This window comes from Virgibacillus flavescens, from assembly GCF_050574275.1.
GTDB classification, from domain to species: domain Bacteria; phylum Bacillota; class Bacilli; order Bacillales; family Amphibacillaceae; genus Virgibacillus_F; species Virgibacillus_F flavescens.
This window is the reverse complement of sequence record NZ_CP192260.1, coordinates 695292-716698: the sequence shown is the minus strand read 5'-3', so window position 1 is coordinate 716698 and position 21407 is coordinate 695292. Positions and strand designations below refer to the sequence as shown.

The window sequence follows — 21407 nt, the reverse complement described above, 5'->3', positions numbered from 1 at the left end:
TATACTATTTAAGGTTTTTGGCGATGATGGTGAGGAACGAGTTGGAGGTGGATTTCATGAAAAAAGGAACGTTAAAACAAATTTTATTAATCACAGATGGCTGCTCCAATAAAGGGGAGGACCCAGCTTCTGTGTCCGCACTTGCTCACAAGCAGGGTATTACGGTAAATGTCATTGGAATAATGGAGGATGACCAGTCAGAACAGCCTGAGGGATTAGAAGAAGTCGAGGAAGTTGCATTATCAGGTGGTGGCGTCAGTCAGATCGTGTACAAACAATCCTTGTCACAAACAGTTCAAATGGTGACAAAACAAGCTATGACGCAGACGTTGCAAGGATTTGTGAATCAGGAACTGCAGCAAATACTTGGTCCGAATCAATCAATGGATGACCTGGAACCTGAGAAACGCGGAGAAATTATGGAAGTTGTCGAAGAGTTAGGAGAAACGTGTGATTTGGAAGTGCTGATATTGGTCGATACAAGTGCCAGTATGAACGATAAGCTGCCGACCGTAAAAGAAGCGTTGATTGATTTATCCATTAGTCTAAACGCTCGAATTGGCCGAAACCGATATTGCGTGTTTACTTTCCCTGATCGACGAAAAGATATAAAACAAATACTGGATTGGTCACCAAGGCTAGATTCTATATCTGCTATTTTCCCTAAACTTACAAGTGGGGGGATCACCCCGACGGGACCAGCGTTACGAGAAGCAATGTACCAATTCGGTAAAAAGAGCTTGTTAAGGAGCTTTAACGATGAAGATGAGCCACCATTCGAAGCATGGAACTGAAATTAAACGCGGAACACATATTTCCGGGAAGTGGCATGGAAAGCACTATGTTGTATTAAAGCAGCTGGGAAGCGGAGCTATCGGGACCGTCTATCTGTGTGAAACTGGCGGAAAGCATGTTGCACTTAAAATTAGCGATAAAAGTACGTCCATGACAATGGAGGTCAATGTTCTAAAGTCCTTACAAAAGGTCCAAGGTACTACTCTTGGGCCTTATTTAGTTGATGTTGATGATTGGGTCACGCCGCGTGGCCAGACCTTTTCATTCTATGTTATGGAATATCTGCACGGACAATCGTTATCAGCGTTCATTACACAGAATGGCAGTAACTGGATTAGTGTATTTTTGCTGCAACTGCTTGACGATTTAGCAGAACTTCATAAAGCAGGATGGGTATTTGGTGATTTGAAGGAAGAGAATTTACTGATTCTAAACTCACCCGTGAAGGTGCGCTTTATAGATGTTGGGGGAACAACACAAATTGGTCGCGCTATTAAGGAATACACGGAGTTTTATGATCGCGGGTATTGGGGTATAGGTAGTAGGCGTGCGGAACCAAGTTACGACTTATTTGCGCTGGTAATGGTTTTTTTAAAGGTTTACTACCCAAAACAATTCGAACGAAGCAGCAATTCTGAAGCAGCCATACTAGCCAGAATAAAGAACGCAGCCCCATTAAAACCTTATTTACCTTGCTTTGCAAAAGCGATTCAAGGAAAATATCAAACTAGTATGGAAATGAAAAGGGATGTAGAACGAATTATTAATCAGCCCAAACAGCAATTGTCACGAAAAAGTCAAAAACAGAAAGCGTCTATTTTGGTGGAATCTACGGGCATATCGTTAATTGCACTGTTCTATTATATTGTTTCTGTACTATTGCCATAAGTTATCTTCTTTCATCTAAATAAAAAGGTATGATAGGATATAGGAGTTCCATATTATTCTGAAATGAAGGATGACCGATAAAATGAAGAATAACGTGCTGAATTTTATGAAGGATAATGGGTTGATTGAACCTAATACCACGATCTTAATTGGTGTTTCGGGTGGACCGGATTCGATGGCACTTCTTTATTTTTTTCATTCTATAAGAAAAGATTGGAATTTAACTTTAGAAGCACTGACGGTTGATCATCAATTGCGCGGAGAAGAGTCAATGGATGACCTTCGCTTTGTTGAAAAACAATGCAAAAAATGGAATATTAAATTTCATGGAACTTCTTTGGACGTTCCTTCGTATAAAGAAATGAAGCATATTGGTACACAGGTAGCAGCCCGTGAAATGCGGTATAAGTTCTTTCTAGAAAAAATGAAAGAAAGTAATGCTGATTATCTGGCGCTTGGCCATCATGGTGACGATCAGATTGAAACAATGCTGATGGGATTTGTTCGATCATCGAATAGCAGAGCAATGTCCGGGATGCCTGTACATCGCCCATTCGGCAATGGAAAGATTATTAGACCTTTTTTAGGGTTAACCAAGCAGGATATCACAGATTATTGTTTAACAAACAGTGTAGATTCAAGGCTTGATCCATCAAACTTAACAATGGATTATACACGAAATTATTTCCGGAAGCACGTTCTGCCATTACTGAAAAACCAAAACAGTAATCTGCACACTACAGTTCAGCAATTAAGTAAGTCTCTGCAATCAGATGAAGACTATTTGATGAAGGAAGCTGAGTCCTTGGTAGAAAAGGTTGTAGCCCTGAAGCAAAGTGAAAATTGTGCTACATTTGACATAGATTTATTACAGGGTCATCACACTGCTTTACAAAGACGAGCCTATCATCTAATATTAAACTATCTATATGATGAATTGCCTAAAAATTTATCGTATATGCATGAGGAACAGTTTTTTGCATTATTAAACAGTAAGAAGGCCAATGGTAGATTGGATTTCCCTCAGCAATTGAAGGTGATAAAATCCTATCGACAACTTACAATCTGCTTCGAGAATAAACTGCCTCAATCTCCTCCTTTTCATAAAGTCATTACCATTCCTGGGCGTGTTTCACTACCGAACGGATCAGTAATTCATGCTGATTTTAATACGGAATCACACATGCAGCGTAACGATGTTTATGTGTGCGGCAGGAATCAAGTTGCTTTACCATTACATATTCGAACACGAAAACCAGGAGACAGGATGACATGGAAAGGTTTGAAGGGCAGGAAGAAGATTAAGGATATTTTCATCGATGAAAAGGTTCCAGCAGGATTACGGGATAATTGGCCAATCGTGACTGACGATAATGATGAGATCCTTTGGATTGCTGGTTTAAAAAAGGGTGAACCATTCAACCAGACAAAAGACACCTCATATATTCAACTATGTTTAGAAAAAGGTAATTTGTAGGAGGAGCATACATGCATAACGATATTGAACAAATATTAGTAACAAGAGAAGAAATCGAAAGAAAATGTGAAGAAATAGGAAAGCAGCTAACAGAGGAATATGACGGGAAGTTTCCGTTAGCTATCGGAGTTCTTAAGGGTGCAATGCCATTTATGTCTGACGTATTGCGTCATGTGGACACGCACTTAGAAATGGACTTCATGGACGTTTCTAGTTATGGTGGAAAGACACGTTCATCAGGTGAAGTGAAAATAGTGAAAGATTTGGACACGAAAGTAGAAGATCGTGATCTTCTAATCATCGAGGATATTATCGACAGTGGTCTAACTTTAAACTATCTGGTGGATTTGTTTAAATACCGTAAAGCAAGATCAATACGGATCGTCACCTTGCTTGATAAACCTTCTGGCAGAACGGCTGATATAAAAGCTGACGTTGTTGGTTTTAACGTTCCAAATGAATTCGTAGTTGGTTACGGATTGGATTACGAAGAAAAATATCGTAACTTGCCTTACATTGGCGTGCTGAAACCAAAAATTTATGGCGGTGAAGATGCGTAACGTTTTGCCATTATTTTTTTAGAAAAGATCGGTATTACTTCATACAACTTGATGTAGAATAGAGTATAAGAAAAACCTAATTAAATTTAGACGATTATCGATAAAAACAATATATTTTTTTAACTATAAATACAGTATAAAAACTATGGCATATGTGAGTGGAAATAGTTGTAAAAAAACTTTTTACTATGATAATATGTTATATAGTTTTTCCCGTTTGGGAGGAGGTTGGCAATGAAACGATTAATGCGAAACGTGTTCTTCTGGTTCTTAATTTTTCTAGTTGTAGTTGCAGTTATAGAATTATTCAGAGGCACGGATGAACAAGCAGAAGAATTAAATGTCGAAGAATTTATGACACAGCTGAATAATGGTGATATTGCAGAAATGACCATGCAGCCTGTAAATAAAGTCATTCGAATTACTGGTGAACTTAAGGATGGGGATAAGCAATTTATTGCCCAGGTACCAGAAAATACAGAAATTGTAGCAGACATTACGGAAATAGCTAGAGAACAAAGTGTATTAAATATTGAACAGGAAGAACAGCCAAGCGCGTGGGTTACATTTTTAACCACGATGATTCCGTTTCTAATAATAGGACTATTTTTCTTCTTTATACTTAGCCAATCACAAGGCGGCGGTGGCGGCCGTGTGATGAACTTTGGTAAGAGTAAGGCGAAAATGTTCACGGAAGATAAGAAAAAAGTTCGCTTTAAAGATGTTGCAGGAGCGGATGAGGAGAAGCAGGAGCTTGTAGAGGTTGTTGACTTCCTTAAGGATCCGCGTAAATTCTCTGCAGTTGGAGCAAGAATTCCTAAAGGTGTTCTATTAGTAGGACCACCAGGTACAGGTAAAACATTACTTGCCCGTGCCGTTGCTGGAGAAGCAGGGAAACCATTCTTTTCTATAAGTGGTTCAGACTTCGTAGAGATGTTTGTTGGTGTTGGTGCTTCACGTGTACGTGATTTATTTGAAAACGCTAAGAAGAACGCACCGTGTATTATCTTTATCGATGAGATTGATGCAGTTGGTCGTCAGCGTGGTGCTGGTCTTGGTGGCGGACACGATGAACGTGAACAGACACTAAACCAATTACTAGTTGAAATGGATGGATTCGGTGTAAATGAAGGTATTATTATTATCGCCGCAACAAACCGTCCTGACATATTAGACCCTGCATTACTTCGTCCAGGTCGTTTTGACCGTCAAATTACAGTGGAGCGTCCGGATGTTAAAGGCCGTGAAGAAGTATTAGCAGTTCATGCTAAAGACAAACCAATTGATGCTTCTGTTGATTTGAAGACAGTTGCTATGCGGACTCCAGGGTTCTCTGGTGCAGATTTAGAGAACTTACTGAATGAAGCAGCATTAGTGGCAGCTCGTGGAGAAAAAACAACAATCGACATGCTCGATGTTGATGAAGCAATTGACAGAGTTATTGCAGGTCCACAGAAAAAAGGCAAAGTCATTTCAAAGAAAGAGCGCAATATTGTGGCTTATCACGAAAGTGGTCATACCGTAATTGGAATGGTCTTAGACGATGCCGACATGGTTCACAAGGTTACAATTGTACCTCGTGGTCAAGCTGGTGGTTACGCCGTAATGCTTCCAAGAGAAGACCGTTACTTTATGACTAAACCAGAGCTTCTGGATAAAATCACTGGTTTACTTGGTGGACGTGTAGCTGAGGAAGTTATATTTGGCGAAGTAAGTACAGGAGCTTCAAATGACTTCCAGCGTGCAACAGCAATTGCACGTAAAATGATTACAGAGTACGGTATGAGTGATAAAATTGGACCATTACAGTTTACAAGTGGTGGTGGAAACCAAGTATTCCTTGGTCGCGATATTCAAAATGATCAAACGTATAGTGATCAGATTGCACATGATATCGATCAGGAAATGCAAAACTTTATCAACTTCTGTTATGATCGTGCAAAAACAATTCTTACTGACAATAAGGATAAATTGGAACTTATTGCACAGACGCTTCTAAAAGTAGAAACATTAGATGCGAAACAAATTAGAGGATTGTTTGACGATGGGATACTTCCTGAACCTGAAGAGGATTCAAAGGTTGCTATTTCAACCGAAGAAAATGATTTAAAAGTTAACATACAATCTAAAAATGATGAGGCTGAACCTGAACCAGAGTCATTTGAGGAAGCCAAAGAAAAAGCTGATGAAGAATTAGAAGAACGTCAGGATGAACATTCTGATGACGAAAACAAAAAAGAATAAATTGTAGTTACAAGGAGCAACCTTTCGAACGACGGAAGGTTGCTTTTGTGTAATTTTATAAAATTACCATGATTTGTCTTTGTTTTCCTAAAGTGGAATTGAATGATTAAACAGAAATAAGAATTGTGATATATTAAAAGTACAGATAATTATAATGCGTGCTGGAAGGATATGATGAATACAATGCTTTTTGTACTGGATGTCGGAAATACAAATACTGTACTTGGTGTGTTCGAAGATGATCAATTAATACATGAATGGCGAATCAAAACGGATCGGTATAAAACCGAAGATGAATTTGGTATGCTAATAAAATCACTATTGGATCATAAAGAGATTTCATTTAATCATATTCATGGAGTAATTATATCCTCTGTAGTTCCTCCAATAATGTTTGCGCTGGAAAAAATGTGCAGAAAGTATTTTGGTCAGGAAGCTTTAGTTATTGGGAAGGATAGTGTGCAATCTAAATTGCCAATGAAATATCCAAACCCAAGTGAAATTGGTGCGGACAGAATTGTGAATGCTGTTGGCGGATTAGAGGAATATGGATCTCCCCTTGTGATAATTGATTTCGGAACTGCTACTACTTACTGCTATGTAAATGAAAATGGAGAATACGAAGGTGGAGCAATTGCCCCTGGTATTCACGTTTCACTTGAAGCGTTGTATAAAAATGCTTCCAAGCTGCCAAAAGTCGAAATTACCCGCCCATCCAATGTAATAGGCAGATCAACAGTTGAAGCAATGCAGGCTGGCATATATTATGGTTACATAGGTCAGGTTGATGAAGTAGTTTCGCGAATTAAAGAACAGGCAAATAAAACGCCAACTGTAATTGCTACTGGCGGACTTGCCAAATTGATAGCTGATGATTCAAAAACAATAGATTATGTAGATCCAAACCTTACACTTAAAGGGTTGTATCTTATTTATAAACGTAACTTGGAAATAAATTAGTACGCATAAGGAGTGTCTCCGATGAAAGATTATTTAGTAAAGGCTACAACATATAACGGTATGGTTAGAGCATATGCAAGTGTTACAACTGATACAGTGAGCGAAGCACAAAGACGTCAGGATTCATGGGCAACCACAACAGCAGCGTTAGGTCGTACCATTACCGTGTCCGCTATGATGGGTGCCATGTTAAAAGGCGACGATTCCATAACGGTTAAAGTAGAAGGTAACGGGCCAATAGGTCCAATTGTTACCGATGCAAATACACGTGGTGAAGTTCGTGGTTATGTTACGAATCCGCATGTAGATTTTGATTTGAATGAAAATGGGAAACTGGATGTAGCGCGTGCGGTCGGAACGGAAGGAAATATTAGTGTCATTAAAGACTTAGGATTAAAGGATTACTTTACTGGACAGGTACCGATAATTTCCGGGGAAATAAGTGAAGACTTCACATATTACTTTGCTAATTCTGAACAGGTCCCATCTGCAGTAGGTGCAGGTGTATTAATCAACCCGGATCATTCTGTACTGGCAGCAGGCGGATTTATAATTCAGGTTATGCCTGGTGCAGATGAAGAGATTATCGAGCGTTTAGAAGAACAGATTCAATCTTTTCCAGCTATATCTTCACTCATTAGAGAAGGAAATTCACCTGAACAAATTCTGCAGCGATTATTTGGTGACGCAGAAATTAAAATGCTAGAGACATTGCCGATTGTATTCACCTGTAAATGTTCTAAGGAACGAATTGAGCAGGCTATTAGTGGCCTTGGCAACGAAGAAATAGAAAAAATGATTGAAGAAGATCGTGGAGCAGAAGCGACGTGTCATTTTTGTAACGAAATTTATAAATTCAATGAGCAGGAATTAGAGTTACTGAAGCAGTCAGATTAATAACAGGATAGGGAGCTTTTTATGCCAAAAAAATTGTTACTGGGGATAATAGTTGTATTACTAGTCACGAATGTGGCATCGCTTTTATTTTGGAATAAGGAAGAAAAGAAAGTTGTACTGGACAATGAAAACGCTGAAGTTAATGTGAAAGAACCTGTCGCTACAATAGAGGGTGAAGATATTTCTTATGATGACTGGATATCGAAACTTCGAGATAAGCATGGTCAGGAACAATTAAAGCAAATGGTTGATGAAGAGTTGGTAGCGCAACTAGCAAATAAAAATGATATAGAAGTAAGTGAGAAAGTTATCGAACGGGAACTTGCTTTATTGGCTGGTATGCAAGGTCCGATGACTTCTGAGGAAATAGAGCAGAAGGAAGAAGAATGGCGCCAGGATATCATTTACCGTTATCGATTAGGGACGCTGCTAACAATGGATACTACAATTCCTGAAGAAGAAATGAAAAGCTACTACAATGAGTACAAAAATCAATATAATTTTACTGCTTCCATGAAGGTTTCGCATATTATTGTGAATGATATGGAGACAGCTGAAAAAGTGAAGAAAGAATTGGATAACGGTGCTTCCTTTCCATTATTAGCAAAGGAATATTCAATTGATGAAGACACAAAAAAAGACGGTGGATATTTAGGTTATTTCCAGACCAACAGTCAGTTTCTGCCTACGGGGTATCTTGATGCAGCAAAGGAAATGAAAAAAGGCACATACAGTGAACCGTTTAAAAGTGATGCTGGGGTAGCTATCATCTATCTGCATCGTATGCTGCCGGAAATCGATTTTACGTATGAAGAAATTAAGCCGTACTTGAAAACAGAACTTGCTCTAGATGAAATGGATCAGTCATTAACAACTGAACCACTCTGGAATAAATTAAATATCGAGTGGATTTATGACCAGGGTAAAAAATAGTCTCTAAGTTAATTGTATAATTTGACAATTCCCACTTTAAGACGTACATTATAATAAATCCTACGAATACACTAGGGATTAGGAGGATGTTAATATGAGAGTTGCGAACAATATAGCAGGACTAATTGGTGAGACTCCAATGGTTAAATTAAATCGTTCAGCAGATCCGGATAGTGCAGATATTTACTTAAAATTAGAGTTTATGAATCCAGGGAGTTCGGTGAAAGACCGTATTGCTTTAGCGATGATCGAAGCAGCCGAAGAAGAAGGTGCACTGAAGGAAGGTGACACAATCATTGAACCAACGAGCGGTAACACGGGAATTGGTTTAGCGATGGTTGGCGCCGTTAAAGGGTATAAAACTATTTTGGTTATGCCGGATACAATGAGTAAGGAGCGACAGAATTTATTACGTGCCTATGGAGCAAAACTAATTCTGACACCTGGTTCTGGTGGAATGAATGCAGCAATTAACAAAGCCGAAGAATTACAAAAAGAAAATAATTATTTTATGCCGCAACAGTTTAACAATAAAGCGAATCCTGCTGTTCATGCCAGAACAACAGGGAAAGAAATAATTGAACAGATGCCAGATGGTTTGGACGCGTTCGTTTCAGGCATTGGAACTGGTGGTACTGTCACCGGTGCTGGTAAAGTATTAAAAAAGCATTTTAAAGGAATTAAGATATATGCAGTTGAGCCAACAGATTCTGCAATCCTATCTGGCGGAGCACCTGGTCCACATAAAATTCAGGGAATTGGTGCTGGATTTGTGCCAAAAGTGCTTGATACAGAGGTTTATGATGAAGTGATTCGAATCACAAATGAAGAAGCTTTTGAAACTTCTCGAGAAGTAGCTAGAAAAGATGGAATCCTTGGAGGTATTTCTTCCGGAGCTGCCATCGCTGCTGCTAAACAAGTTGCTAAAAAATTAGGTAAAGGTAAAAAAGTTGTTACTGTATTACCTAGTAACGGCGAACGTTATTTATCAACACCGCTTTATGATTTTGAAGAAGAGAAGTAATAGAAGATTATTGACTAGTGCCGTAACAATCGGTACTAGTCCTTTTATTTTGGGTATGATACGATTATCAGGAATAATGGCGCTGAAAGAAGGTTAAAACAGATGCAGACATTCATAAAGACGAAATCTGTAACGTACGATTTATCCAAACGAACACATATAATGGGGATTTTAAATGTCACACCGGATTCTTTTTCGGATGGCGGAAGTTTTACGTCAATTGATGCAGCAGTAAAACAGGCTCTTGAAATGGAAAGACGTGGAGCCGATATAATTGATATAGGTGGAGAATCAACTCGACCAAATCATGAAGCAGTTTCTGCAGAAGAAGAAATTGAGCGTATTGTACCTGCTATAGAAGCAATTAATGCAGTGGTGAAGGTGCCGATATCTATTGATACATATAAAGCAGAAACTGCTGAAGCTGCAATAAACGCTGGGGCAACTATTATCAATGATGTGTGGGGGGCAAAGCGAGAACCGCAAATTGCTGATGTAGCTGCGAAGTATGGTGTTCCAATTGTATTGATGCATAATAGAACGAACAAGAATTATGTATCGTTAATCGAGGACATGAAAAAAGATTTACTGGAAAGTGTTGAAATTGCATTGAATGCAGGAGTTAAAAAGGAAAATATCATTCTTGATCCTGGTATTGGTTTTGCCAAGAGCATACAAAATAATTATGAAGTAATGAATCAATTAAATGAATTTGTAAACATAGGTTATCCAGTCCTGTTAGGGGCATCGCGCAAATCATTTATTGGCCGCACGCTGGATGTTTCTCCTGAAGAACGTGATAACGGGACGGGAGCGACAACTTGCTTAGCTATTCAAAGAGGGGTGCAAATCGTGCGCGTTCATGATGTGAAACGAAATGTGGAGCTAGCCAAAATGATGGACGCTATGTTGTCTGGAGGTAATTAATAAATGGATAAAATAATTATGAAAAATTTACAGTTTTACGGGTATCACGGATTACTTGCGGAAGAAAATAAGCTAGGCCAACGGTTTAATGTTGATGCAGAACTGATTGTTGACTTAGAAAAGGCAGGAAAAAGTGATAAAATGGAAGACTCGATTCACTATGGTCATGCTTTTGAAGCGATCGAGCACGTGGTCGAGGGTGCGGTCAAAAATTTAATTGAATCAGTTGCAGAAGAAATAGCAGGGAAACTCTTGTCTGAATTCGATTCCCTGCTGGCGTGTCGAATTAAGGTTATAAAGCCTGACCCACCAATTCGGGGACATTACGAATCTGTGGCTGTAGAGATTTACAGGGAGAAAAAATAATGAATACAGTTTTTTTAGCGCTTGGAACGAATATTGAACCAAGGTTTAAGCACCTGCAAACAGCAATACATGAACTTAGCTTGCTTGACAATATAAAGATTATGAATCAGTCAACCATATACGAAACTGCGCCAGTCGGATATAAAGACCAGGCAGATTTTTTAAATATGGTTTTAGAAGTCAAAACAAGTTATACTCCAATTGATTTGTTGGAGGTATGCCAGGAGATCGAACAGGAACTGGGCCGCAAGCGAGAAATACGATTTGGTCCCCGCACAATAGACCTGGACATTTTAACGTACAATCAAGAGAATAAAAAAACTGACCGATTAACTTTGCCTCATCCGCGCATGCACGAACGTGCCTTTGTGCTTATACCATTAAATGAGTTAAGACCCGAATTACCTATAGGTGAGGATGGAAAACGTGTATCAGAATATCTCAATGATTTGAGAGAGAATGATGTAAAGGATGTTAGCGCATGGAAACAGGAAGAATCGGCAGACGAATAAAAGCATTTCGTAAACTAAAAGGCTATACACAAATAGATTTAGCGAAAGCCTTGCACGTTTCAATCTCGGAACTTCGAGGAGTGGAGCGTGGTATGAAAGAAGCGACTGATTCGTTCCTGGATCAAGTAGCTGTAACGTTAGCTATTGCAAAAGAAGAAATAATCGGAGAAACTGATGATTTAAAAGAGGCTGAGTAATGTTTCGAGTTGGCAGTAACGGAAGAATTCATATAAGAAAAACTTGGCATTCACTACTAGTTAGGAAGAATGGCGAGTTTTTCTGATTTTTTCAGGGTATACAGGTTAATGCATGAAAAATATCGATACTTCCTATATAATAAACGATAATTGCAATACGACTTGAACGGTCCGCGATTAGTGTTGAAAAAATTGTACATATTGGAGTGATAATGTTGTCAGAAGAAATAAATGAACAAATGCAGGTACGGCGCGATAAATTAACTAGTTATCAGGAACAGGGTATAAATCCTTTCGGTGGGAAATTTGAACGTTCTCACTCTACTGAAGAATTAATTAAGCAATTCGACAAATTTTCAAAAGAAGAACTAGAAGAAAAAACCGATAAAGTTACTATTGCTGGTCGAATGATGACAAAGCGCGGAAAAGGAAAAGCAGGATTTGCACACGTACAGGATTTAACTGGACAACTGCAGATATATGTTCGAAAAGATATGATCGGCGATGAAGCTTATGAAATTTTTAAAACAACCGATATGGGAGATATCATTGGTGTAACTGGTGTAATGTTCAAAACTAAAGTTGGTGAGATATCGATCAAAGCTACTGAATTCCACTTACTGTCGAAATCGCTTCGTCCATTACCGGAGAAGTATCATGGTTTAAAGGATATAGAACAGCGCTACCGTCAACGTTATTTGGATTTAATTACGAATGTTAACAGCAGAGATACATTTGTATTGCGCAGTAAAATCATTCAATCCATGCGTCATTATTTAGATGCACAAGGATTTCTGGAAGTAGAAACACCAATGATGCACAGTATCCCAGGTGGAGCATCTGCTCGGCCATTCGAAACCCATCATAATGCATTAGATATTCCACTTTATATGCGAATTGCGATTGAGCTTCATCTGAAACGTCTAATTGTTGGTGGAATGGAGAAGGTCTACGAAGTTGGTCGTGTTTTCCGTAATGAAGGTGTTTCCACAAGACATAATCCTGAATTTACGATGATGGAACTTTATGAAGCATACGCAGATTTCAACGATGTAATGGAGCTGACAGAGAATCTGGTTGCCCACATTTCGAAAGAGGTGCTAGGAGATACAACGCTGATGTACGGAGAAGAAGAGATCTCACTAGAACCTAAATGGAAGAGACTCCACATGGTCGATGCTGTAAAGGAATATACAGGAGTAGACTTTTGGAAGCAAATGAGTGATGAAGATGCGCGTGGTTTGGCAAAAGAACACGGAATCAAGATTCAGGACTCTATGACATTTGGACATGTCGTGAATGAGTTTTTTGAACAAAAAGTAGAAGAGAAGCTAATTCAACCTACTTTTATCTTTGGTCATCCAGTAGAAATTTCTCCACTTGCGAAGAAGAATACAGAAGATGAACGGTTCACAGATCGGTTTGAGTTATTCATTGTTGGACGCGAACATGCAAATGCCTTTAGTGAGTTAAACGATCCAATTGATCAACGGGAACGTTTCGAATCTCAACTTAAAGAGCGTGAAGAAGGTAATGATGAGGCTCACTTAATGGATGATGATTTTATTGAAGCATTAGAATACGGAATGCCTCCAACTGGAGGTCTCGGTATTGGTATCGATCGACTCGTTATGCTTCTGACGAATTCACCATCGATTCGGGATGTATTGTTATTTCCGCAAATGCGTAACAAATAAATAGTAAATGAATATAGAAGATCTCCCGGCAAGCGACCATTTCAGGTTGTTTGCCGGGAGATCTTCTTTGCATCGAAAAGACCTCGCCCATAAGGTTTTGCCGCCTTTCTTCTATAGAGTGTTGTGTGAGGACCACAGCCTGTTTGATTTGTTTGAATTATGTTTTATTAATTTCAGCGAATTTCTTTTGATTAATCCCTTGCGTTCATCTTAAAATCATGGTAAATTAGTTAACGTTGTCTTTTGAACAGCACAACTAATCGTTTTAAATTAAATAAAAAGAAACGAAAAAAGTTATTGACTTTATTATTTCTAAGTGTTATATTTATAAAGTCGCCAAATAAAGACGGCATTGAAATTTGATCCTTGAAAACTGAACAAAACAACCAAGTATGTTAAGAACAAGCAAGAAAGCTAAGACAACTGATGGGATTAATTTTATTAATCTTATCCAAACTATTTTGGAGAGTTTGATCTTGGCTCAGGACGAACGCTGGCGGCGTGCCTAATACATGCAAGTCGAGCGCGGGAAGCAAGCAATCACCCTTCGGGTTGTGCGCTTGTGGAACGAGCGGCGGACGGGTGAGTAACACGTGGGCAACCTGCCTGCAAGATTGGGATAACTCCGGGAAACCGGAGCTAATACCGAATAATACTTTTTATCTCATGGTAGAAAGTTGAAAGGCGGCTTCGGCCGTCACTTGCAGATGGGCCCGCGTCGCATTAGCTAGTTGGTGGGGTAATGGCCCACCAAGGCGACGATGCGTAGCCGACCTGAGAGGGTGATCGGCCACACTGGGACTGAGACACGGCCCAGACTCCTACGGGAGGCAGCAGTAGGGAATCTTCCGCAATGGACGAAAGTCTGACGGAGCAACGCCGCGTGAGTGATGAAGGTTTTCGGATCGTAAAGCTCTGTTGTTGGGGAAGAACAAGTACCGTTCTAATAGGACGGTGCCTTGACGGTACCTAACCAGAAAGCCCCGGCTAACTACGTGCCAGCAGCCGCGGTAATACGTAGGGGGCAAGCGTTGTCCGGAATTATTGGGCGTAAAGCGCTCGCAGGCGGTCTTTTAAGTCTGATGTGAAAGCCCACGGCTCAACCGTGGAGGGTCATTGGAAACTGGAGGACTTGAGTACAGAAGAGGAGAGTGGAATTCCACGTGTAGCGGTGAAATGCGTAGAGATGTGGAGGAACACCAGTGGCGAAGGCGACTCTCTGGTCTGTAACTGACGCTGAGGAGCGAAAGCGTGGGGAGCGAACAGGATTAGATACCCTGGTAGTCCACGCCGTAAACGATGAGTGCTAGGTGTTAGGGGGTTTCCGCCCCTTAGTGCTGAAGTTAACGCATTAAGCACTCCGCCTGGGGAGTACGGCCGCAAGGCTGAAACTCAAAAGAATTGACGGGGGCCCGCACAAGCGGTGGAGCATGTGGTTTAATTCGAAGCAACGCGAAGAACCTTACCAGGTCTTGACATCCTCTGCAAGCGATAGAGATATCGTGTTCCCTTCGGGGACAGAGTGACAGGTGGTGCATGGTTGTCGTCAGCTCGTGTCGTGAGATGTTGGGTTAAGTCCCGCAACGAGCGCAACCCTTGATCTTAGTTGCCAGCATTCAGTTGGGCACTCTAAGGTGACTGCCGGTGACAAACCGGAGGAAGGTGGGGATGACGTCAAATCATCATGCCCCTTATGACCTGGGCTACACACGTGCTACAATGGATGGAACAAAGGGACGCAAAACCGCGAGGTCAAGCAAATCCCATAAAACCATTCTCAGTTCGGATTGTAGGCTGCAACTCGCCTACATGAAGCCGGAATCGCTAGTAATCGCGGATCAGCATGCCGCGGTGAATACGTTCCCGGGCCTTGTACACACCGCCCGTCACACCACGAGAGTTGGTAACACCCGAAGTCGGTGAGGTAACCTTTTAGGGGCCAGCCGCCGAAGGTGGGACCAATGATTGGGGTGAAGTCGTAACAAGGTAGCCGTATCGGAAGGTGCGGCTGGATCACCTCCTTTCTAAGGAAAAACAGAAAGCCGAAGCTAGTGATAGTGGAAGCCGTACTGTTTAACGGAAAATCGGTGACGCTTGCGTCATCGTAAGACCTATCGTTGATAGGCCTTAACATACAAGGTTGTTTGTTCAGTTTTGAGGGATGCGAATCTCTCTTTTTGTACCTTGAAAACTAAATAAGAGCAATATAGACAAGACATCGAATTAAAACGTAAGTTCTTAATCATAAAGATAGTTAAGTGAAGAAGAGCGCACGGTGAATGCCTTGGCACTAGGAGCCGACGAAGGACGGGACTAACACCGATATGCCTCGGGGAGTTGTAAGTAGACATTGATCCGAGGATTTCCGAATGGGGAAACCCACTGTTCGTAATGGAGCAGTACGCATATCTGAATACATAGGGTATGTGAGGCAGACCCGGGGAACTGAAACATCTCAGTACCCGGAGGAAGAGAAAGCAAATGCGATTTCCTGAGTAGCGGCGAGCGAAACGGAATCAGCCCAAACCAGAAAGCTTGCTTTCTGGGGTTGTAGGACACTCCTTTGGAGTTACAAAGAAATACTTTAGATGAATCGATCTGGAACGATCAGCCATAGCGGGTAAGAGCCCTGTAGTCGAAAAAGTGTTTCCTCCGGAGTGTATCCTGAGTACGGCGGGACACGAGAAATCCCGTCGGAATCCGGGAGGACCATCTCCCAAGGCTAAATACTACCTAGTGACCGATAGTGAACCAGTACCGTGAGGGAAAGGTGAAAAGCACCCCGGAAGGGGAGTGAAAGAGATCCTGAAACCGTGCGCTTACAAGTAGTCGAAGCCCGTTAATGGGTGACGGCGTACCTTTTGTAGAATGGACCGGCGAGTTACGATCGTATGCAAGGTTAAGTGGAAGACACGGAGCCGCAGCGAAAGCGAGTCTGAATAGGGCGAAATAGTATGCGGTCGTAGACCCGAAACCGTGTGATCTACCCATGTCCAGGGTGAAGGTCAGGTAACACTGACTGGAGGCCCGAACCCACGTATGTTGAAAAATGCGGGGATGAGGTGTGGGTAGGGGTGAAATGCCAATCGAACACGGAGATAGCTGGTTCTCTCCGAAATAGCTTTAGGGCTAGCCTCAGGCAGATGCGTACTGGAGGTAGAGCACTGATTGGACTAGGGGCCCTCACCGGGTTACCGAATTCAGTCAAACTCCGAATGCCAGCTACGTAAGCCTGGGAGTCAGACTATGGGTGATAAGGTTCATAGTCGAAAGGGAAACAGCCCAGACCGCCAGCTAAGGTCCCAAAGTATACGTTAAGTGGAAAAGGATGTGGAGTTGCCCAGACAACCAGGATGTTGGCTTAGAAGCAGCCACCATTTAAAGAGTGCGTAATAGCTCACTGGTCGAGTGACTCTGCGCCGAAAATGTACCGGGGCTAAACGTATCACCGAAGCTGCGGATTGTTCTTTGAACAATGGTAGGAGAGCGTTCGAACTGCTGTGAAGTCAGACCGTGAGGACTGGTGGAGCGTTTCGAAGTGAGAATGCCGGTATGAGTAGCGAAAAAAGAGTGAGAATCTCTTTCACCGAAAGCCTAAGGTTTCCTGAGGAAGGCTCGTCCGCTCAGGGTTAGTCGGGACCTAAGCCGAGGCCGAAAGGCGTAGGCGATGGACAACAGGTAGATATTCCTGTACCACCTCATGAATGTTTGAGCGATGGGGGGACGCAGTAGGATAAGGAATGCGCACCGATGGATGAGTGCGCCCAAGCAGCAAGGGAGTTGGATTGGCAAATCCGTCCAACAATTCTGAGCTGTGATGGGGAGGGAAATTAAGTACCGAAGTTCTGGATTTCACACTGCCAAGAAAAGCCTCTAGTGAGTTCATAGGTGCCCGTACCGTAAACCGACACAGGTAGGCGAGGAGAGAATCCTAAGGTGATCGGGAGAACTCTCGTTAAGGAACTCGGCAAAATGACCCCGTAACTTCGGGAGAAGGGGTGCTCCTTTTAAGGAGGAGCCGCAGTGAATAGGCCCAAGCGACTGTTTAGCAAAAACACAGGTCTCTGCGAAGCCGAAAGGCGAAGTATAGGGGCTGACACCTGCCCGGTGCTGGAAGGTTAAGGGGAAAGGTTAGCGCCTTCGGGCGCGAAGCTTAGAACCGAAGCCCCAGTAAACGGCGGCCGTAACTATAACGGTCCTAAGGTAGCGAAATTCCTTGTCGGGTAAGTTCCGACCCGCACGAAAGGTGCAACGACTTGGGCACTGTCTCAACGAGAGACCCGGTGAAATTATACTATGCGTGAAGATGCGCATTACCCGCGACAGGACGGAAAGACCCCGTGGAGCTTTACTATAGCCTGATATTGAATGTTGGTACAGCTTGTACAGGATAGGTGGGAGCCTTAGAAACCGGAGCGCTAGCTTCGGTGGAGGCATCCGTGGGATACCACCCTGGCTGTACGGACATTCTAACCCAGGACCGTAATCCGGTTCGGAGACAGTGTCAGGCGGGTAGTTTGACTGGGGCGGTCGCCTCCCAAAGAGTAACGGAGGCGCCCAAAGGTTCCCTCAGAATGGTTGGAAATCATTCGTAGAGTGTAAAGGCATAAGGGAGCTTGACTGCGAGACCTACAAGTCGAGCAGGGACGAAAGTCGGGCTTAGTGATCCGGTGGTTCCGCATGGAAGGGCCATCGCTCAACGGATAAAAGCTACCCCGGGGATAACAGGCTTATCTCCCCCAAGAGTTCACATCGACGGGGAGGTTTGGCACCTCGATGTCGGCTCATCGCATCCTGGGGCTGTAGTCGGTCCCAAGGGTTGGGCTGTTCGCCCATTAAAGCGGTACGCGAGCTGGGTTCAGAACGTCGTGAGACAGTTCGGTCCCTATCCGTCGTGGGCGTTGGAAGTTTGAGAGGAGCTGTCCTTAGTACGAGAGGACCGGGATGGACATACCGCTGGTGTACCAGTTGTTCCGCCAGGAGCATAGCTGGGTAGCTACGTGTGGAAAGGATAAGTGCTGAAAGCATCTAAGCATGAAGCCCCCCTCAAGATGAGACTTCCCATCACTTCGAGTGAGTAAGATCCCTCAGAGACGATGAGGTTGATAGGTTCGAGGTGGAAGCGTGGTGACACGTGGAGCTGACGAATACTAATAGATCGAGGACTTAACTAACCATTTACGATGTCATGTTTATTGCGCTCTTATTTAGTTTTTAGGGTACAAGAAAAATTAAAAATAGCACTTGCATTTTCATGCGAGAATAGCTATAATAAATCTTGTCCTTGAATTTTCAAGATGGTCTGGTAGTTATAGCGGAGAAGTCACACCTGTTCCCATACCGAACACAGTAGTTAAGCTCTCCAGCGCCGATGGTAGTTGGGACTTTGTCCCTGCAAGAGTAGGACGCCGCCAGGCTGTACATATATTTCGGAGGATTAGCTCAGCTGGGAGAGCACCTGCCTTACAAGCAGGGGGTCGCAGGTTCGAGCCCTGCATCCTCCACCATTTTTTTGCCGGCCTAGCTCAACTGGTAGAGCAACTGACTTGTAATCAGTAGGTTGGGGGTTCAAGTCCTCTGGCCGGCACCATTCATATAAGTAAGTTATTAATTAGTACGAGCCATTAGCTCAGTTGGTAGAGCATCTGACTTTTAATCAGAGGGTCGAAGGTTCGAATCCTTCATGGCTCACCATTATAATATGCGGGTGTGGCGGAATTGGCAGACGCGCTAGACTTAGGATCTAGTGTCTTTTGACGTGGGGGTTCAAGTCCCTTCACCCGCACCATTTACTAATTAATTAAGCGGAAGTAGTTCAGTGGTAGAACATCACCTTGCCAAGGTGGGGGTCGCGGGTTCGAATCCCGTCTTCCGCTCCATATATGTCAAAGTCATGCCGGGGTGGCGGAATTGGCAGACGCACAGGACTTAAAATCCTGCGGTAGGTAACTATCGTGCCGGTTCGAGTCCGGCCCTCGGCACCATTAGCGCCCGTAGCTCAATTGGATAGAGTACTTGACTACGAATCAAGCGGTTAGAGGTTCGACTCCTCTCGGGCGCACCATATATCGGGAAGTAGCTCAGCTTGGTAGAGCACATGGTTTGGGTCCATGGGGTCGCAGGTTCGAATCCTGTCTTCCCGACCATTTTAAAACTCACTTATGGGGCCTTAGCTCAGCTGGGAGAGCGCCTGCCTTGCACGCAGGAGGTCAGCGGTTCGATCCCGCTAGGCTCCACCATATAACATTGAAATTTGATCCTTGAAAACTGAACAAAACAACCAAGTATGTTAAGAACAAGCAAGAAAGCTAAGACAACTGATGGGATTAATTTTATTAATCTTATCCAAACTATTTTGGAGAGTTTGATCTTGGCTCAGGACGAACGCTGGCGGCGTGCCTAATACATGCAAGTCGAGCGCGGGAAGCAAGCAATCACCCTTCGGGTTGTGCGCTTGTGGAACGAGCGGCGGACGGGTGAGTAACACGTGGGCAACCTGCCTGCAAGATTGGGATAACTCCGGGAAACCGGAGCTAATACCGAATAATACTTTTTATCTCATGGTAGAAAGTTGAAAGGCGGCTTCGGCTGTCACTTGCAGATGGGCCCGCGTCGCATTAGCTAGTTGGTGGGGTAATGGCCCACCAAGGCGACGATGCGTAGCCGACCTGAGAGGGTGATCGGCCACACTGGGACTGAGACACGGCCCAGACTCCTACGGGAGGCAGCAGTAGGGAATCTTCCGCAATGGACGAAAGTCTGACGGAGCAACGCCGCGTGAGTGATGAAGGTTTTCGGATCGTAAAGCTCTGTTGTTGGGGAAGAACAAGTACCGTTCTAATAGGACGGTGCCTTGACGGTACCTAACCAGAAAGCCCCGGCTAACTACGTGCCAGCAGCCGCGGTAATACGTAGGGGGCAAGCGTTGTCCGGAATTATTGGGCGTAAAGCGCTCGCAGGCGGTCTTTTAAGTCTGATGTGAAAGCCCACGGCTCAACCGTGGAGGGTCATTGGAAACTGGAGGACTTGAGTACAGAAGAGGAGAGTGGAATTCCACGTGTAGCGGTGAAATGCGTAGAGATGTGGAGGAACACCAGTGGCGAAGGCGACTCTCTGGTCTGTAACTGACGCTGAGGAGCGAAAGCGTGGGGAGCGAACAGGATTAGATACCCTGGTAGTCCACGCCGTAAACGATGAGTGCTAGGTGTTAGGGGGTTTCCGCCCCTTAGTGCTGAAGTTAACGCATTAAGCACTCCGCCTGGGGAGTACGGCCGCAAGGCTGAAACTCAAAAGAATTGACGGGGGCCCGCACAAGCGGTGGAGCATGTGGTTTAATTCGAAGCAACGCGAAGAACCTTACCAGGTCTTGACATCCTCTGCAAGCGATAGAGATATCGTGTTCCCTTCGGGGACAGAGTGACAGGTGGTGCATGGTTGTCGTCAGCTCGTGTCGTGAGATGTTGGGTTAAGTCCCGCAACGAGCGCAACCCTTGATCTTAGTTGCCAGCATTCAGTTGGGCACTCTAAGGTGACTGCCGGTGACAAACCGGAGGAAGGTGGGGATGACGTCAAATCATCATGCCCCTTATGACCTGGGCTACACACGTGCTACAATGGATGGAACAAAGGGACGCAAAACCGCGAGGTCAAGCAAATCCCATAAAACCATTCTCAGTTCGGATTGTAGGCTGCAACTCGCCTACATGAAGCCGGAATCGCTAGTAATCGCGGATCAGCATGCCGCGGTGAATACGTTCCCGGGCCTTGTACACACCGCCCGTCACACCACGAGAGTTGGTAACACCCGAAGTCGGTGAGGTAACCTTTTAGGGGCCAGCCGCCGAAGGTGGGACCAATGATTGGGGTGAAGTCGTAACAAGGTAGCCGTATCGGAAGGTGCGGCTGGATCACCTCCTTTCTAAGGAAAAAC

General features: G+C 43.4%; 14 protein-coding genes, 9 tRNA genes and 4 rRNA genes. All 27 read left to right on the top strand.

The window, feature by feature from the left end; translation table 11 throughout:
- The first annotated feature begins 56 nt into the window (after nucleotides 1–56).
- Nucleotides 57–794, top strand: coding sequence for a VWA domain-containing protein (locus tag VBD025_RS03620; RefSeq protein ID WP_430789359.1), 738 nt, complete (start codon nucleotides 57–59; stop codon nucleotides 792–794).
- The gene (locus tag VBD025_RS03615) at nucleotides 760–1683 is read left to right on the top strand and encodes a protein kinase domain-containing protein (protein ID WP_430789357.1); all 924 of its coding nucleotides are present in this window, start codon (nucleotides 760–762) and stop codon (nucleotides 1681–1683) included. The genes VBD025_RS03620 and VBD025_RS03615 overlap by 35 nt, the downstream gene beginning before the upstream one ends.
- A gap of 82 nt (nucleotides 1684–1765) precedes the next feature.
- The gene (gene tilS, locus VBD025_RS03610; protein ID WP_430789355.1) at nucleotides 1766–3160 is read left to right on the top strand and encodes a tRNA lysidine(34) synthetase TilS; all 1395 of its coding nucleotides are present in this window, start codon (nucleotides 1766–1768) and stop codon (nucleotides 3158–3160) included.
- A gap of 11 nt (nucleotides 3161–3171) precedes the next feature.
- The gene (hpt, locus tag VBD025_RS03605) at nucleotides 3172–3720 is read left to right on the top strand and encodes a hypoxanthine phosphoribosyltransferase (RefSeq protein WP_430789353.1); all 549 of its coding nucleotides are present in this window, start codon (nucleotides 3172–3174) and stop codon (nucleotides 3718–3720) included.
- Nucleotides 3721–3954: 234 nt separating this feature from the next.
- A complete protein-coding gene (gene ftsH, locus VBD025_RS03600; RefSeq protein ID WP_430789351.1) occupies nucleotides 3955–5964 on the top strand; it encodes an ATP-dependent zinc metalloprotease FtsH in 2010 nt (669 codons plus the stop codon).
- A gap of 183 nt (nucleotides 5965–6147) precedes the next feature.
- Nucleotides 6148–6924, top strand: a complete 777-nt coding sequence (locus VBD025_RS03595; protein WP_430791250.1) for a type III pantothenate kinase — start codon at nucleotides 6148–6150, stop codon at nucleotides 6922–6924.
- A gap of 21 nt (nucleotides 6925–6945) precedes the next feature.
- The gene (hslO, locus tag VBD025_RS03590; protein WP_430789349.1) at nucleotides 6946–7821 is read left to right on the top strand and encodes an Hsp33 family molecular chaperone HslO; all 876 of its coding nucleotides are present in this window, start codon (nucleotides 6946–6948) and stop codon (nucleotides 7819–7821) included.
- A 21-nt stretch (nucleotides 7822–7842) separates the two neighbouring features.
- On the top strand, nucleotides 7843–8754 hold the full coding sequence (locus tag VBD025_RS03585; RefSeq protein WP_430789347.1) for a peptidylprolyl isomerase: 912 nt from the start codon (nucleotides 7843–7845) through the stop codon (nucleotides 8752–8754).
- A 94-nt stretch (nucleotides 8755–8848) separates the two neighbouring features.
- Nucleotides 8849–9778, top strand: a complete 930-nt coding sequence (cysK, locus tag VBD025_RS03580; protein WP_430789345.1) for a cysteine synthase A — start codon at nucleotides 8849–8851, stop codon at nucleotides 9776–9778.
- 102 nt (nucleotides 9779–9880) lie between these two features.
- Nucleotides 9881–10705, top strand: a complete 825-nt coding sequence (gene folP / locus VBD025_RS03575) for a dihydropteroate synthase (RefSeq protein ID WP_430789343.1) — start codon at nucleotides 9881–9883, stop codon at nucleotides 10703–10705.
- 3 nt (nucleotides 10706–10708) lie between these two features.
- Complete coding sequence (folB, locus tag VBD025_RS03570) at nucleotides 10709–11071, top strand: dihydroneopterin aldolase (protein ID WP_430789341.1); 363 nt, start codon at nucleotides 10709–10711, stop codon at nucleotides 11069–11071.
- Nucleotides 11071–11583, top strand: coding sequence for a 2-amino-4-hydroxy-6-hydroxymethyldihydropteridine diphosphokinase (gene folK / locus VBD025_RS03565; protein WP_430789339.1), 513 nt, complete (start codon nucleotides 11071–11073; stop codon nucleotides 11581–11583). The genes folB and folK overlap by 1 nt, the downstream gene beginning before the upstream one ends.
- A complete protein-coding gene (locus VBD025_RS03560) occupies nucleotides 11553–11780 on the top strand; it encodes a helix-turn-helix domain-containing protein (RefSeq protein WP_430789337.1) in 228 nt (75 codons plus the stop codon). The genes folK and VBD025_RS03560 overlap by 31 nt, the downstream gene beginning before the upstream one ends.
- 212 nt (nucleotides 11781–11992) lie before the next feature.
- Complete coding sequence (gene lysS, locus VBD025_RS03555; RefSeq protein WP_430791248.1) at nucleotides 11993–13477, top strand: lysine--tRNA ligase; 1485 nt, start codon at nucleotides 11993–11995, stop codon at nucleotides 13475–13477.
- A gap of 458 nt (nucleotides 13478–13935) precedes the next feature.
- Nucleotides 13936–15501, top strand: a 16S ribosomal RNA gene (locus VBD025_RS03550).
- 228 nt (nucleotides 15502–15729) lie between these two features.
- A 23S ribosomal RNA gene (locus tag VBD025_RS03545) occupies nucleotides 15730–18651 on the top strand.
- A 127-nt stretch (nucleotides 18652–18778) separates the two neighbouring features.
- Nucleotides 18779–18894 (top strand): 5S ribosomal RNA (gene rrf / locus VBD025_RS03540).
- A 14-nt stretch (nucleotides 18895–18908) separates the two neighbouring features.
- Nucleotides 18909–18984: transfer RNA gene (locus VBD025_RS03535), tRNA-Val, on the top strand.
- 7 nt (nucleotides 18985–18991) lie between these two features.
- Nucleotides 18992–19067, top strand: a tRNA-Thr gene (locus tag VBD025_RS03530).
- A 28-nt stretch (nucleotides 19068–19095) separates the two neighbouring features.
- Nucleotides 19096–19171 (top strand) — tRNA-Lys (locus VBD025_RS03525).
- A gap of 9 nt (nucleotides 19172–19180) precedes the next feature.
- Nucleotides 19181–19265, top strand: a tRNA-Leu gene (locus VBD025_RS03520).
- A 16-nt stretch (nucleotides 19266–19281) separates the two neighbouring features.
- Nucleotides 19282–19356 (top strand) — tRNA-Gly (locus VBD025_RS03515).
- Between the two features lie 16 nt (nucleotides 19357–19372).
- Nucleotides 19373–19461 (top strand) — tRNA-Leu (locus VBD025_RS03510).
- Nucleotides 19462–19464: 3 nt separating this feature from the next.
- A tRNA-Arg gene (locus tag VBD025_RS03505) sits at nucleotides 19465–19541 on the top strand.
- A 5-nt stretch (nucleotides 19542–19546) separates the two neighbouring features.
- Nucleotides 19547–19623 (top strand) — tRNA-Pro (locus tag VBD025_RS03500).
- A gap of 17 nt (nucleotides 19624–19640) precedes the next feature.
- Nucleotides 19641–19716: transfer RNA gene (locus VBD025_RS03495), tRNA-Ala, on the top strand.
- Between the two features lie 113 nt (nucleotides 19717–19829).
- Nucleotides 19830–21395, top strand: a 16S ribosomal RNA gene (locus VBD025_RS03490).
- Together the 16S, 23S and 5S rRNA genes with 9 tRNA genes alongside form the textbook arrangement of a ribosomal RNA operon.
- The last annotated feature ends 12 nt before the right edge of the window (nucleotides 21396–21407 follow it).

Bases quoted from the DNA above. Each gene is read 5' to 3' on its own strand.
- VBD025_RS03620 (WP_430789359.1), top strand. From the start codon at position 57: ATGAAAAAAGGAACGTTAAAACAAATTTTATTAATCACAGATGGCTGC.
- VBD025_RS03615 (WP_430789357.1), top strand. From the start codon at position 760: ATGAAGATGAGCCACCATTCGAAGCATGGAACTGAAATTAAACGCGGA.
- tilS (WP_430789355.1), top strand. From the start codon at position 1,766: ATGAAGAATAACGTGCTGAATTTTATGAAGGATAATGGGTTGATTGAA.
- hpt (WP_430789353.1), top strand. From the start codon at position 3,172: ATGCATAACGATATTGAACAAATATTAGTAACAAGAGAAGAAATCGAA.
- ftsH (WP_430789351.1), top strand. From the start codon at position 3,955: ATGAAACGATTAATGCGAAACGTGTTCTTCTGGTTCTTAATTTTTCTA.
- VBD025_RS03595 (WP_430791250.1), top strand. From the start codon at position 6,148: ATGCTTTTTGTACTGGATGTCGGAAATACAAATACTGTACTTGGTGTG.
- hslO (WP_430789349.1), top strand. From the start codon at position 6,946: ATGAAAGATTATTTAGTAAAGGCTACAACATATAACGGTATGGTTAGA.
- VBD025_RS03585 (WP_430789347.1), top strand. From the start codon at position 7,843: ATGCCAAAAAAATTGTTACTGGGGATAATAGTTGTATTACTAGTCACG.
- cysK (WP_430789345.1), top strand. From the start codon at position 8,849: ATGAGAGTTGCGAACAATATAGCAGGACTAATTGGTGAGACTCCAATG.
- folP (WP_430789343.1), top strand. From the start codon at position 9,881: ATGCAGACATTCATAAAGACGAAATCTGTAACGTACGATTTATCCAAA.
- folB (WP_430789341.1), top strand. From the start codon at position 10,709: ATGGATAAAATAATTATGAAAAATTTACAGTTTTACGGGTATCACGGA.
- folK (WP_430789339.1), top strand. From the start codon at position 11,071: ATGAATACAGTTTTTTTAGCGCTTGGAACGAATATTGAACCAAGGTTT.
- VBD025_RS03560 (WP_430789337.1), top strand. From the start codon at position 11,553: ATGGAAACAGGAAGAATCGGCAGACGAATAAAAGCATTTCGTAAACTA.
- lysS (WP_430791248.1), top strand. From the start codon at position 11,993: ATGTTGTCAGAAGAAATAAATGAACAAATGCAGGTACGGCGCGATAAA.